The organism is Vibrio sp. JC009 (assembly GCF_029016485.1).
Classification (GTDB): domain Bacteria; phylum Pseudomonadota; class Gammaproteobacteria; order Enterobacterales; family Vibrionaceae; genus Vibrio.
Genome location: NZ_CP092107.1, coordinates 1,440,089 through 1,454,508 on the forward strand (window position 1 = coordinate 1,440,089; position 14,420 = coordinate 1,454,508).

Below are 14,420 nucleotides of genomic sequence, written 5' to 3' on the forward strand. Positions count from 1 at the left end.
AAGCTGAGGAGGAATATCGTGTTAAAAAATAGTAGGTATATAAAAAAGAATATAAAGATGGCGTGGCCCATCGCATTGAATGCTCTGTTGATGCAGGGCATGTTAATGATCGATACCCTGATAATTTCTCCTTTGGGGGAAGGCGCCCTTGCCGCAATGGGGGTTTCCAGCGCGATTGTATCATTAATGCTTGGAGTCCAGAATGCCCTTGCTAATGGCTCACAAAATGTTTTCTCACGAGCATTTGGTTCAGGAAATTCCAGTTTATTATCAAAATCTTTTTTATCTGGCATTATCATAAACCTATCTGTTGCGGTATTATTTTTTTCTCTGCTTGTGGGTTTTAAATGGCCTCTTATAAAACTGATAAGCCATGAACCCGATATTTATTCCGATATCGATGCGTATCTTAGTGTTATTAAATACACTCTGCTTCTAACCGGAGTTTCTCAGGTCTCAATTGCCTTGTTTAACGCAATGGGAAAAACTCAGCTTCCACTGATTAGTTACCTCATCACAATGCCTGTCAATGCTGTGAGTTCTTATTATCTTATACATGGGCTGGGCGGTTTTTCTGGATTAGGGATCTCAGGCGCTGCACTGGGCTCTGTGGTTGCACTAAGCTTGAGAATGATATTTTTAATCGTATGTTTGAGATATCAAAACTCATCACGCTTATCTTTTACTCATACATTACGAGGAATGTATCGCAATGTGACCTTACACTTTCATGAGATTTCTCCCATAGCAGCCAACATGATGGTGCTCGCAACAGGCCTTGCAGCATATAACTTTCTATACGCACAATTGCCTACTGAGGCATATGCAGCGGTTGTTATGATAAGCCCCTGGCTGTCAGCTCTTGCTCAATTTGTGGTGGCCTGGGCTGTTTCTTCGGCCATCATCATATCTCAAGCTATCGGAGCAAATCGCTTAGAAACCCTGGATTCTGATGTAAACCTGAGCATTAAGGTAACTATTGCTGTTTCAGTGCTTGTAGCTATAGCTTCTTCAATTTTGAGCCTATTGATAGATAAAGTTTACCCCGGACATTCACAAGCAACTTATGAGGCTTTAACAACCATCGCCCCACTTTATATATTAATGCCTTTAATTCAAGGTTATGTCACAGTACATGGCCAAGTGCTGCGAGCTTTCGGTAAAACTAGGGCTGTCTTCAATATTAATTTTGTCACACGCTGGCTTATTGCCTTACCCTTATGTGCATTTGTTGTATTGGTGCTTGAAGCCTCTATCTTTTGGGTTTACGCGGTTACTGTTATTGAGCAAGCCATTAAGATTCCATCTATGCGAAAACAAGCCCGGAAGCTTCTGCGAGAGTTTGATCACGACAAAGCAAAGGAATTGATGTACGAATAAGTCCGTCTGAAGTTTGCCCAATCTGATCACTACGAGCTGAGTTCAAACTCTCTGTTCTGAATTACGATACGATAACCATCTGGATCCTCGAAGGTTTTTCCGACACGTTTCCAGTAAGGGTTACGGGCATCTACATACTTAAATCCCGCGTCGATCATAGCCCTGCAGGTCCATTCCCACTTTCTGGTATCTGCAATGTAAAACACCAGATAACTATCAGATACCTGGTATTCCTTAGGAACAGTGCCTGGCCGGTTAGTAAACTCCAGATGATAACCGTAACCTTTATGCCCCAATACTACTCCATCGTAGCCATCGAGATCTTCAAACTTTGCCAGTAACTCAAAGCCAAGTGCTTTTTGGTACATCAGGTGCATCTGGTTCAGGTTGTCAGTCTTACGTACCACACTGAAAACCGTGTCATTTGAAATCATTCTATACTCTCAAGTAATTAACTAAATTCACTTAAAAATTCTTCTAATTTTTTCATCATAGAAGATGAGCTAATGTAAAATAGGGCTCTTTCGTGAAGTTCTGTTGGTTGAATATCTAAGATTCTCTGTTTAGCGTTTATAGATATGTGAAAATACATGGACATATAATCCACTTTGATCTTATCTGTTATTTTTTGAAATTAAGTATCTTTGATGAGTTATACAATCCAAAAAATCTGTGACCAAATAATTCCAGCCATACGAAATTAATATGCTCTCTAGCTTTTTCTCTAGTACAACAGGAATAATTAATGAGACTTCTTTTTTTAACGATCCATGTTCATCAAAGTTATCTACCAAAAAACCATTTTCCAAATAACAATAATTGACCTGACAATTGTCCGGAATAAAAGCATCCGTGGTAACAGGTGATAATTGATCTATTCCTGTCAGAATACCAATAAAGACAAAAAGATCAGAATCGCTATCTACTGTAGCCTTTGTCAGAATGAGCAGTTGTTTCATTTCATTTAGCTTAGCCTCCATATTGGCTTTAGGTCTCTTAGCGTAATGAATCAGCTCACGAATGCTCGATTTAACCGGCTTATAACAACTCTTTTTAATTGCGGATTTTAAAAAACGCACAATACAGTGATTTCTCTGCTCTATGGTGAGTTTTCTAACGGAGTAAGCCATATCAAGATACAGTTTAATCATTGAATGATTAATCAATCGTGATAAAGACTCTAGTTTTATTGTACTGGTATCTATATTCATCGTATTAAGGTCCGGAAAAGGGCAAACATAAATATCTAAGTCACTGATTTAAAGCAGAGTGAACGTAGCAAGATTTCCTTTTTAGCTAACGTTTGTGGTATTGTATTACAAAAGTAACCAATAAAGATAATATAGATAGGCAAACAATGACTAAAGTCACATAAATTCAATTTATACCATTAGCTATTGGCGACTTTGACAAGCAAGGATGAACGGCGCTCCAGTCACTAAACCCTGTAGGCCGCTCAAAAATCCATCACGAAAGATCAACACGCTCTAGCGAAGCTTAAATTGCTTCACCATAGATACTAGCTGGGTATTAATATCAGAAATGCTGTTGGTCTGGCTTAATACTTCCGCACCATTTTTATTGAGTTCATTTACGATATCATTCAGGGCATTCATGTTACGGCTGACTTCTTGGGTAACGCTGCTCTGTTCTTCTGCAGCGGTTGCAATCTGCAGGCTTAAATCGTTAATACCTGCAACATGTCCCGTTAACTCATTGAGGCTTTCACCTACTTTTTCGGTATTACTGAATGTTTCGTTGCAAGTTGCCTTGGTCCGCCCCATAGACTGAGCAACGCTGTCGTTTACGGACAGCAACCGGGCAAGAGCTTGATCAATCTCTTCTGTACTGGCTTGAGTCCGGCTTGCAAGTGCACGAACTTCATCTGCCACAACAGCAAAGCCCCGGCCTTGCTCTCCTGCCCGTGCAGCTTCAATGGCAGCATTTAATGCCAGCAAATTAGTTTGATCTGCAATATCTCCGATAACTGCCAGTATTTCACTGATACCTTTCGACTCTTCACTCATACTTTGTAAATCAGTCGCGGTATTCTCAACTTCAGAGACCAGTTCACTCACCTTATCCTGAGCACTGCCTACTGCTGAAAGTGAATGTCCGCCAAGTTCTGAAGCAACTTTCGTAGATTGAGCTGTTTCGCTGGCATTCTGGGCAACGGTATCTGCTGTAGCACTCATCTCCTCAATAGCGGTAACAATCTGCTCAGTTTCCTGAACGTGTTTGTTCAGCATGTGGCTATTTTCGTCAGACTTGTTCTCTAGTTGCTGAACGTTATCTCTTAACTCTGTTGAGGCCCGTTCAACTTTGAGCATTAGATTTTGAATATGCTCAATAAAGTGATTCACACCACCGGCTATCTGACCTAAGTCATCTTTAGTTTTCACTTCTAATCGCTGAGTTAAGTCCCCATTTCCTTTTGACAAATCATCGATAACATCACGCAGAGATACAATAGGCCGGTATAGTCTGTTCACTGTCAGCATAATAAAAATAATAGAACCAACTATTGTAAGGAAAATGGTTATTCCTTCGCTAAGTATTATATTGTTCAGTGTTGCAAACGCGACATCAGGGTTTATAACCGAGATCATGTACCATTGTTCACTACCAACCCGGACTATTTTCGCCATCAGCAGTACACTTTGGCCGTTGAGTTCACCATTAATAAATTGTTCGGTGTTCTGGGTTGCATGAGAGAAATTAGACTCCGTTGGCAGTGAGGAAATCAGACTTTGTCCATCAATCCCTTCCACTGTTGACGCCACAACCATTCCCTTTTCGTCCACCATTACGCCTTTGGCCTGATAAATATTTTCCAATTCCAAAAGCTGTGCCTCAACTTCATTAAATCGGATATCAGCAAGTATGACGCTGTCCGGAAACGCATACATAACCCCAATCATCGGTGTACTATCACTCTTTGTAAAAAAAAGGTCACTAAAAGAAAGCCCCATAGTTTGCTTGGCTTGCTTGTACCAAGAGCGCGTTGTGGGGTTGTACTTTTCAGGAATGCCCACACCATTTGGGAAAGACGCTGAAGGTCGGGATGTATAGCTTGTTCCGTCATCATAGCCTACAACTACCTTCAATATACCGCCAAATTTGGCACCATAATGCATCAGTACTTCTTTAGGTGTGGGATGCTTTGGATTGCGGATTTCTTCAGCAACAGCATTAACTGTATCAATGGTTCGCTGTACATTCCCTTCAATCTTAGTTGCTTCTACAGAAAGCGAATGGTCAATCTCATTGTAGATGGTTTGTCTAAGTTGCTTTTCCAGCAAGTTAAATGAATACCAGTTTGAGCTTATCAGGGTAACTGAACTCACGATTGTAATCATAAGAATCAGTTTACTTTTAAATCCGAGCTGAAATGAGTTATTTGTTGTTTTCATATATTCTACTCTCTAGCGTCAATGTTTCGGGGTTTATACCCATTTGATTAACAATAAGTATTGCTAATAATTTAAGTAGCTTATCGTTCGACTTGCTACTTCTGACCAACCAAACATTGATACTTCTCTCTATTTTTTGTTAATGGCTAATGTTCTCTAATCTTTGTATTAGGTCTGATTATTTGTAATACAATAAAACAAGTAAGAATGAGTGGCAAAAACTATAAAGGGAAAGTGTGAATCAATACTCAATTTTTTCACATTCCAATATTACTTGCTTTCAATGAAATCGTTTGGATTAGTAAAAGTGTAGCCATGTATGATAGTGAGTGCACACTTATGTTCTGAGTGAGAATGAAAAAATTCCTTTGTTAAACAAAAGAGAGTTCTATGCAATGGATAGCTTTGTGTGGCAATTAAGGTGACCACCATAATTCTGAGCGGCTCAAGGGTACAGTATCAGGTAGTAGCGGGTTACCGACTTCAATTACCCGCCGGTTTTTCATTCCTGTCTGTTGGATATATCTGCCATAGTGCTTATTAAACATTTTTTCTAATGTTCCATCTTTCACCATCAGCATTAAGCCATCTTCCAGGCGCTTAGCCAGCCGTGGATATTTCGGAGAAACAAATATATAGGTCGGCGCCGGGATATACAAAGCCAAGTTTGGTTCCACCATGACATTCGGTAAGGCATCTTTTCGGTGCTCTAATTCATCATAAATCTCATTAATTCCACGGGGAATGTAGTGAAAACGTCGATGCTCCAACATCATAAACAAGCTTTCATAATGGGAGCTGGATATGATGTTAAAACCAAGATGGTTAAGTACTTTCCAGGTTGTCCAACTGCGCCTTAATCCCACAGTCAAAGCCTTTAAGTCTTCAACGGATGTTATATCCTGATACAAAGGTAAATCATCTTTATGTACCAGCAACAGACGGTAATTGAGAATACCCCGGCGGATAGGGATCCGAATAGGGATTGTTTTGCTCTCCCACTCTTCATTTGTGAGGGCGATAAACACATTGAGTAACTGACCATTTTCAAGCTCATGCAGAGCCCTTGATGCATTTACCCTGAAGTCGATAGAAGTGTATTGATAGGGCCCATAAGCACCAAGTGTGCGCTCCATGGCAGTTATGATAATATCTCGCTTAAAAGCCATGCGAGGGTCAGCATTCGACTGGCCAGATTCATATCGAATCAGATCGACCGCGAATACCGAGCAACTCAGAATCAGCCAAATTAAACTAACTAAGTAAGATAGAGGCTTATATTTGCACATATTATGATAAAGCTATCAATGCCACATGCAAATAGTATAGAACAATTTAGGAATAGAAGGGGGTAGAGCAGCACCGCCTCCAAACAGGATCACGCCCAGACCAACCAAAGGAAGAAACAGTAGCTGAGTTTCAATTTTCGCTTGGTCTGGCCATATCCTTTAGATATGGGAAGGAATGTTTGTATACGTGTTCACACTTTTATTAGTTTACTATTCGACATGATAAAAAACACATATATAATGTCCGGGTAAGTTAAACCTAACTAGGAGTATCATTAAATGAAAATACGCCTAAACATAAAGAGCAAGCTGTATCTGTCAGCTTGGTTCAATCTAGATCGTATTATCTCCGCTCGAGTATCGACTCTTTAATACCTTTCAGTAGTGATTAACAGATCACTCTATTTCTATTGTTTCTAATAGCCATCTTATTTATTTTAAGCATGGTCTAGGAAAGTATGTCTTGCGCTTTTTATTATGATTCCTCTTATTCTTAATTAGAGGTGATGGTTATTGCTGTGCTTTCTAATTTGAAACTTAGAATTAATTTATATATTGGCGATCTTAATTAAGTTTGCTGGGAATTATTATATTTTAAATGTAATTGAATTTGTCTGATATAACTAATTTGTAAAGGTATTATAATGGAAAACTTTAAGCACCTACCAGAACCATTCCGTATTCGTGTTATTGAACCGGTAAAACGTACCACTCGCGAATACCGAGAAAAAGCAATCCTTGAATCAGGGATGAATCCATTCCTGCTAAATAGCGATGACATCTTTATCGACTTACTAACGGATAGCGGTACAGGTGCAATCACTCAAAATATGCAGTCTGCGATGTTCCGTGGCGACGAAGCTTATGCGGGTAGTCGTAGCTATCATGCTCTGGCAAATGCATGTAAAGATATCTTTGGTTACGAACACACCATTCCTACCCACCAGGGCCGTGGTGCTGAGCAGCTATATATTCCTGTTTTGATTAAGAAGCGGGAAAAAGAGAAAGGCCTGGATCGTGACAAGATGGTTGCGCTGTCTAATTACTTTTTTGACACAACTCAGGGTCACACCCAGATGAACTGTGCCGTGGCGAAAAATGTCTACACTAATGAAGCCTTTGATACCTCTGTTAATGCCGACTTCAAAGGTAACTTTGACCTTGAAAAGCTGGAGCAGGCGATTGTTGAAGCTGGCCCTGCGAATGTTCCTTATATCGTAAGTACCATCACCTGTAACTCAGCCGGTGGTCAGCCTGTTTCTATCGCAAACCTGAAAGGCGCGTATGAGATTGCTCGTAAATACGATATCCCTGTAGTAATGGACTCTGCCCGCTTTGCTGAAAATGCTTATTTTGTACAGCAACGTGAAGAAGCTTACAAAGACTGGACTATCGAAGAAATTACCCGCGAGACGTACAAGTATGCTGACGCCTTAGCAATGTCTGCAAAGAAAGACGCTATGGTGCCTATGGGCGGTCTGCTTTGCTTTAAAGATGACTCTTTGCTTGATGCCTTTAACGAATGCCGCACTCTGTGTGTGGTTCAGGAAGGTTTCCCGACTTATGGCGGCCTTGAAGGTGGCGCAATGGAGCGTCTGGCTGTTGGTCTTCATGAAGCAATGGATCAGGACTGGCTGGAATACCGAATCACTCAGATTCAATATCTGGTTGACGGTCTTGAAGCTATCGGTGTCGTTTGTCAGCAGGCTGGTGGTCACGCTGCATTTGTTGATGCAGGTAAACTGCTTCCTCATATCCCAGCAGGTCAATTCCCTGCACATGCTCTGGCTTGTGAGCTATACAAAGTAGCCGGTATCCGCGCAGTAGAAATTGGTTCGCTGCTGTTAGGACGTGATCCGCAAACAGGTAAACAGCACCCTTGCCCGGCTGAGCTGCTTCGTCTGACGATTCCACGTGCAACTTACACTCAAACTCATATGGACTTTATTATTGAAGCGTTTGAAAAAGTGAAAGAGAACGCAAGTAAAGTGAAGGGTCTTGATTTTACCTATGAGCCGCCTGTACTGCGTCACTTTACCGCTCGCCTGAAAGAAGTAGAGCCGGTAAAAACTACGCAGACAGAAAAAGAACCAGAATTAGTATAAAAAATTAAAATTAAGCGCAGCTAACAAGCTGCGCATTGATATTTACGTTTTAACCACACCTGATAACTAAGCCAGAAAAACCACTGCCACCGGAAATGCAATAAAAAACGCCATATAACTGTGGAACCAAAACGTATTGGCTAGATCACAGTCTAAGCGGTAAAGCACGGTTGGCAGGGTTGATGTGAAGCCTGTGGGCATAACAGATAGAAGTATGCAGACCTTAGCCACCAGTCCGTCGTAAACAGACCAGAGTCCAAGCAGCGAAATCAGCACAACGGCAATAATGGGTGACAGGCACGCTCTGGTGAAGGAGACCTGTATCGCCAGTTTCTTCCATCTGTCTCCGCCTCTTAAATTGAAGGTTAGCCCTACCGAAAAGACCATCAACAGACTACCTGCCGGAATAACGTATTGGTTGATATCTCCCAATATCTCAGGCCTTGGTATGCCACTCAGGTTGAAGCCCAGTCCAAGCAGTATGGCGCTTATCGCGGCAAGAAATATCGGGTCGCTGAAAAAGGACCGTTTACCTGCGGTGAAATTCTCTTCACTGCAGCGTCGGGCATAAGGATACAGACCTGCAAAATAGACAAGCTCTTCACAAAGCTTGTAGAGTGCTACTAAAGCAACACCGCTTTCTCCAAATATAAAAAAGGCGCAGAGATTTCCCAGAGCCCCAAGGTTATAAAAACCAGTGACGGAAACCAGTGCGCCGGCCTGTCTTGGCTCCAGCGATTTCAGCTTTACCGCCATCAGGCCAATAAAGCCTGCAAACAGGATCACACCCAATCCAACCAAAGGAAGAAACAGTAGCTGAGTTTCAATTTTCGGTAACTGCCAGATAGAAGAGAAGATGGTATAGGGAATCACAGCCAAAAGGGTAAATTTACCCAGAAATGCGCTAAGTGGCTGGCTGATAGACGTGTATCTGCGCTGAAAAAGTAAACCAGCAACAAAACATATGGTAATGAATACGAACAGAATAATGAGCCGCTGGTGCACTTCTGTACTCCTGTATAGGTTTAGAATTAGCCGTAACTATCTGATGGCACGATTCTATACACAGCGAATAAATAAGCAATCAAAGATAAGCTTGAAGATTTACATATAGGCCTATTCTGGTAAATTCCGTGTAATTAAATGAGAAAAATAGGTTTGTTTAAATGAATAAGTTTGGCATTCAGGTCGAAGATCTACCGTTTTTGCTTGGCGCTCCTGATGACCTATATGCTCAGGGTTACAGCGGCTCTCAAACTCTAGCCGCTTTTTGTGATGAGTTAGCCAAAGAAGAGCACGGCTTAAAGCCGGTACAAAAAAGTAAATTTATCGATTTGGGTTCAGGGCATGGCGCGATTGTCGCTCAGGCTCAAATTATGGGGTTTGAATTTGCTGGTGGCGTTGAGGTTGATCCTCACTTTGCTGAGCTGAGTAAGCGCTCTCTGTCCGGACTTGGCTTTAAACCGGATATCTATATCGGCGATTACTTTTCTGATGCCGTTTCTGAACTGAAATTAGGCAGCCATAAATTTGAAGATATCGACTATTTTTATGTTTATGAGCAGTCAACCACTCATAACGGTTTAGAACATGGTCAGGCGGTATTCGAATATTTCTTTGCTAAATATGCGAAACCCGGGGCGGTATTATTGCCGGTTTCATTTAGTACTTATTCGCTGGATGCTGATTATTTAGCAGAGCATGGCTGTGAAAGAGTGGATTTGAACTCTGAGTTGCATGTTGTCAGAAAGCTATAGTTGAATGCACTGCCCACATCACAGCGGGCAGTGCATGTATGATTTGCCGGATTATTATTTTTGGCCTTCCAGCATCTTCTTCTTAAGCTTTTTATCCACCGGCTCTTCACCAAGCCAGATAGAAAACAGGTCTTTACGGAACTCTTCGCCTTCTGTCACAGACAGCTCAGAGCCGTTTTTGTAGCTGATAACGCCTGTTCCCGGAACACTCAGGAAGGTGAACTGGTCGCCCTCTTTAATTGGCTCTGAGAAAGCTGTCAGGAAGGTTTCAATTTTTTCTTTAATCTGATCAGTCTGACCGCCGGTGACAATATCAAAGCCTTCGTAAACCGCCTCTGACATTTTTTCAGAGGTGATCATGCCGGAGGTGATATTTAGTCTGATTGCCGCTGCTTTGTCACCATCAATCACCAGCTTTGCATCCGATGTGTTTTCAGGTGTAAACAGAGAGCCTACGTACAGATCGATAAAGAATTTGCTTCTTACGCCAGCGCCGTTAAATACCAGATCCACATTGCGGACGTTGATATTGTCAGGAACCTCTACGCCAGAGATTTCAGTGGCTGCCATCGCGCTGGTAGCAACAGAAAGCAGAGAAGCAAGAAGAACAGATTTAATTTTCATTTTGTACCCGTATTGGTTTTATATTGGCTCTTCCAACGTTCGGTCAGAAGAGCCCCTGTTAATTAAAACGCGTAGTTATACTCGACCCAGTACATGTCATCGGTATGGTCGCTGTTATCAGTACGATAGTTTACACGAATATTCTGGTGACTATTGATTTGATATGCCAGAGAGACTTCACCTGCCAAGCTTGGTAGCTGCAGGCCGCCGTCTTTAACATCATCATCCCACTCTTTACCCAGTAGTGATTGAGTATAGGAGACAGAGCCAAGAATCCACCAGTTATCGTTAATGGTGTAACGGGCGTAGGTCATGCTGGTACCGATAATTGAAGGGACGTCTACGCCGCTGCTTCTGGCGTTGAGGCCTTTTTTAACCATAGCGCCGTTTTTCTCTCCAATAGTCTTTTCAGAACCACTTGTAAGAAGGTCAAGGTTATCTTCGACGATTACGGGCCCTGCATAAAGAACAGGGAATATGTAAAAGTTATCTGAAACAGGAATGGTAATCACAGGGCCAGCCTGAATAGCTGCCATTTTTCCATAAAATGCATGATCAGCTAATATGGCATCAATAGACCAGCCGGTCCCGTTTTCAGTATTGATTGTGCCATAGCGAAGGCGGTAGGAACTAGCATTCGCTTCATCATTCATATTCGGTACCATGTCCGGTTTACCATTAACTAGTCCTGGTTTAAATCCGCCGGAAAACTTAGCTCTCTTATCCCCTTCATTAAAAACATTCTTAGCCTCAAAAATCACACCAGACTTACTGCCATGCTCCCCTTTAGTCTCTGACAGCATAAGCTGCGCTTTCAGGTTGGTGCCTTTATTGCCGTAGGAAACACCAACCGAAGTGTAAACATCGGTCGGGTTAGACATATCGATATCAGACTTCTGCTCGGCAAGAACAGTGACTGGCGCAGTCGCCAGGGCTAACGCTATTGGTAACGCTTTTAGTTTCATATTGACTCCAAATTTTGGATTGTTTTCTTAGTGGAATAATGGGTTTAATTACGCGGCTGCTTTTTTGGCCTGACGCTGTTTGAATTTCTTGCTGAAAAAGACCCAGGCGTAAGCACCGTTGATAAGGAAGCTGGCAAGGCCGGCTAGAAGCATCAGCTCATCATTACGTGGCAGAGGTACCACATTGCCTTCGTTCATAAACGGGCAGGTGAAGTAGTACATAAAGGCACCGGCAAGGGTGAAGGCACGGGCCTGAAGCCAAGTTCCTTTTTTGATAAACAGTGAAGGCAGTGTGGCTGCAATCAACACCATGGCCTGGTTCGCAGCAGAGCCCGGGAAGTTCAGATAAACGAACACAATGTTCCAGACGTCATAGGCGATAATCCAGAAGGTGGTCATCTCAGGCCAGATCATGTCCTTTTCCTTGCTGCTGTCAGCGTGAATACGCGCCCAGCCGGAAAGGGTAATGATGGATAAGATGCCGCCGATGGCGTTCAGAACGTTGGCGGTATTGCCCATACTGAAGTCCTGCAACACGGCTTCAGAGATATTCAGCGCAAGGAACGCAGCAGCGCCAAAGCGGGCCCATTTCATATCACCGATACGGGTAAACCTGACAAGAGTAAACAGAGCGGCAGCACCGACAACGGAGTAAAGTTTTACCCACTTGAACCAGTAAGTAACGCCGTAGCTGGACCACAGAGGGATAAGTACCACAGGCAGAACAAACCAGAGCAGATAGTTCAGCTTTCTGTATTTACGGCACAGCTCGTTAAGCAGCATCAGGCCCAGCAGAACGAACAGTGCATGTCCGTAAGCAGAGAATTTGTGCCATTTGTGAATGTTGAAGCCTTCTTCACCCAGAATAAAACGAAGCTCTCCGTCATCGACCACATGGAGCATAGCGCCGTCAAAGTCGGTGATCTGGCTTCCCGCCTGGCTTTGAATGGTGATGATGTCGCCGGACTGATTCCAGCTTAAAAGCTCAGACTCATTAAATCCGCCGGACTGCTTCAGGATCTGAACCGTATAGTCGGCATTAAACTCCATCCGGTAAAAGAGGCTGCCTTCGCCTGGTTTGCCGTCTCTGGTTCCCTGCCAGATGGTATTTGCCGGATTCACGGCCGACTGTTGCTGGTGACTGCTTTGCGCCAGTGAGTGGCTTATGCCGGACAGCATAAGACTCAGGATCATAAAGGTGTTTATTAAGATCTTTTTCATAGAAGTAACTTATTTAATGGTATTGCCTACTGTTTCGGGTCGGTTTTAGGGGCTGCATTATCTTGCTGATGAGTGTTTTCCAGTTCAGCAACTAAAGGTGGCGGGTTTTCGCCATAAGGAGGCTCGCCGTTTTTCTTCTGAATGAAGAAGAACCAATAAACAAACGGGATATGCATAACCAGGTTGATCAGGCCCCAGTAGTTCAGAACGGTCTCATTAGCCCAGCTTGATGAATCCATAACCGGTGTGAAGATGTCGCCATTTGCGCGGATAAGAATATGGATAGCCAGAGTGTAAACACGGGCTGTCATATAGAGCTCCGGGCGGCGCTTGATAATCGGGTAAAGCTCGGCCGCCATCAGAATGCAGAACGAAGAGGCAAAGTAGCCGGCATTCTCGCCATAAACGAAGGCCAGGTTCCAGGTGGTGTACAGGAAGTTCCACGCCGCAGTTGAGTAGAACAGCAGATCATTGGGTTTGTCTCTGCCAATAAGCCAGTACTGTCTTGTGCCGTTTTTATAGCGAGGGAAAGGTATGGTGATACATAAAATGATCCCGCAAATTCCGTTGAAATAGTTTGCTGTTACCAGATCTTTTAGCGTGGCTTCAGCAATGTTTAAAAACAGAACCGCATAAAAGACTTTAAGTACCCAGTCGCCTCTGAAGAATTTCAGAATCCTGTTCGGGTTGTCGTAGTAAACCCAGGCGATCCGGGCTCCGCCGACAAAGATTGCGGTGGGAATAATAACGCTGACCGTTTTCGCCCAGCGGAACCAGCCATCAAGGTGCTCAATCCAAAGCGGGAAGGTAAACAGGGAAAGAATCCAGAATACAGCGGTCGCCCGTGGCGTTCGCCGCATCACTTCAACCAGTATGAGCAGAAACAGAATATATCCGCTCATTGAAACAACATATTGCATCAATGGAATGTCCATAACATCTCCGGTGTTTTTAACTTTTCGGAAGGGAGGCATAGCAGCTTGGTTGCCTTATGCCTGCAGTTTTGCCTGCTCAATAACTGATAACATGCAAATTAGAGCAAAAACTCTACTTCATGTTTGCGGTGAAAAGTGATGTTGGCTCAATAAGTTCGGCGGGGTTCACGGAGTTGATGCATACCAGTTAGATATGCGTCGCAAAGATGTATTGGTGATGCTTTGAGGGGGGGACCTAGTGGCTGTGAGCCCGGAGTTTTTATGATGACCCCGGGCTATTGACTGAAGCGTCTGCTTTAAGGTTTGATGGCTTGAATTACATTACCTACAGTACCTGCATTGACTACTTTGTATCCCTGCTTTTTCAGCCAGGTTGCTGCCGTGACGGAACGCATTCCTGAGGCGCAATACACAACGATGGTTTTTGAGTTATCCAGCCCTTTCGTACTTCCGGACACCAATGACTGCACCGGAATATTCAGGCTTTCCGGGGCATTAAAACCGGCAAACTCAGCTTCACTTCTTACATCCAGTAGCAGGATGTCATTCACATTAAGTTCGGACAGCGCCGACATTACCTGTCTGGAGCGGTATTTTTTATAGGCGATAAAAATGACAGCAATGGCCAGGAAAATAAGTATTTGATTGTTCATGATCAGCAGTGACTTTAAAAATGAATAAATTATATATTAGTCATTTCTAATGCAAATTCCTAGCCCTTATTTTTCATA

13 protein-coding genes are annotated in these 14,420 nt (G+C 43.0%); 3 read left to right on the plus strand and 10 right to left on the minus strand.

Going from position 1 to position 14,420, the window contains the following annotated elements:
• The first annotated feature begins 18 nt into the window (after positions 1-18).
• A complete protein-coding gene (locus L3Q72_RS21365) occupies positions 19-1,380 on the plus strand; it encodes an MATE family efflux transporter (RefSeq protein WP_275132578.1) in 1,362 nt (453 codons plus the stop codon).
• 29 nt (positions 1,381-1,409) lie between these two features.
• Here L3Q72_RS21365 and L3Q72_RS21370 read toward each other — a convergent pair whose 3' ends face one another.
• From L3Q72_RS21370 to L3Q72_RS21385, 4 genes are all read right to left on the minus strand, one after another.
• Positions 1,410-1,814 carry a VOC family protein gene (locus tag L3Q72_RS21370; protein ID WP_275132579.1) on the minus strand — a complete coding sequence of 135 codons (405 nt, stop codon included), beginning with the start codon at positions 1,812-1,814 and terminating at the stop codon, positions 1,410-1,412.
• A gap of 180 nt (positions 1,815-1,994) precedes the next feature.
• Complete coding sequence (locus L3Q72_RS21375; RefSeq protein WP_275132580.1) at positions 1,995-2,591, minus strand: DUF2913 family protein; 597 nt, start codon at positions 2,589-2,591, stop codon at positions 1,995-1,997.
• A gap of 276 nt (positions 2,592-2,867) precedes the next feature.
• The gene (locus L3Q72_RS21380; protein WP_275132581.1) at positions 2,868-4,793 is read right to left on the minus strand and encodes a methyl-accepting chemotaxis protein; all 1,926 of its coding nucleotides are present in this window, start codon (positions 4,791-4,793) and stop codon (positions 2,868-2,870) included.
• Between the two features lie 416 nt (positions 4,794-5,209).
• A complete protein-coding gene (locus L3Q72_RS21385) occupies positions 5,210-5,962 on the minus strand; it encodes a transporter substrate-binding domain-containing protein (protein WP_275132582.1) in 753 nt (250 codons plus the stop codon).
• 764 nt (positions 5,963-6,726) lie between these two features.
• On the opposite strand from L3Q72_RS21385, the gene tnaA reads away from it, so the two are divergent.
• Entirely contained in the window at positions 6,727-8,187 is a 1,461-nt protein-coding gene (gene tnaA / locus L3Q72_RS21390) for a tryptophanase (RefSeq protein ID WP_275132583.1), read from the plus strand.
• Between the two features lie 66 nt (positions 8,188-8,253).
• On the opposite strand, the gene L3Q72_RS21395 is transcribed toward tnaA, so the two are convergent.
• Complete coding sequence (locus tag L3Q72_RS21395) at positions 8,254-9,192, minus strand: hypothetical protein (protein WP_275132584.1); 939 nt, start codon at positions 9,190-9,192, stop codon at positions 8,254-8,256.
• Between the two features lie 161 nt (positions 9,193-9,353).
• Here L3Q72_RS21395 and L3Q72_RS21400 point away from each other — a divergent pair, with 161 nt between their 5' ends.
• Positions 9,354-9,944 (plus strand): hypothetical protein, encoded by a 591-nt coding sequence (locus tag L3Q72_RS21400; protein ID WP_275132585.1) that lies wholly within the window; start codon positions 9,354-9,356, stop codon positions 9,942-9,944.
• Positions 9,945-9,998: 54 nt separating this feature from the next.
• Here the strand turns inward: L3Q72_RS21400 and L3Q72_RS21405 are convergent, their stop codons facing one another.
• The 5 genes from L3Q72_RS21405 to L3Q72_RS21425 all read right to left on the minus strand — a co-directional run bounded on the left by L3Q72_RS21405 (position 9,999) and on the right by L3Q72_RS21425 (position 14,342).
• Positions 9,999-10,568, minus strand: coding sequence for a chalcone isomerase family protein (locus L3Q72_RS21405; protein WP_275132586.1), 570 nt, complete (start codon positions 10,566-10,568; stop codon positions 9,999-10,001).
• Positions 10,569-10,630: 62 nt separating this feature from the next.
• Positions 10,631-11,533 (minus strand): hypothetical protein, encoded by a 903-nt coding sequence (locus tag L3Q72_RS21410; protein ID WP_275132587.1) that lies wholly within the window; start codon positions 11,531-11,533, stop codon positions 10,631-10,633.
• A gap of 48 nt (positions 11,534-11,581) precedes the next feature.
• Entirely contained in the window at positions 11,582-12,754 is a 1,173-nt protein-coding gene (locus tag L3Q72_RS21415) for a DUF5692 family protein (protein WP_275132588.1), read from the minus strand.
• A gap of 26 nt (positions 12,755-12,780) precedes the next feature.
• Positions 12,781-13,689 carry a hypothetical protein gene (locus L3Q72_RS21420; protein ID WP_275132589.1) on the minus strand — a complete coding sequence of 303 codons (909 nt, stop codon included), beginning with the start codon at positions 13,687-13,689 and terminating at the stop codon, positions 12,781-12,783.
• A gap of 296 nt (positions 13,690-13,985) precedes the next feature.
• On the minus strand, positions 13,986-14,342 hold the full coding sequence (locus L3Q72_RS21425; RefSeq protein ID WP_275132590.1) for a rhodanese-like domain-containing protein: 357 nt from the start codon (positions 14,340-14,342) through the stop codon (positions 13,986-13,988).
• Between the last annotated feature and the right edge of the window lie 78 nt (positions 14,343-14,420).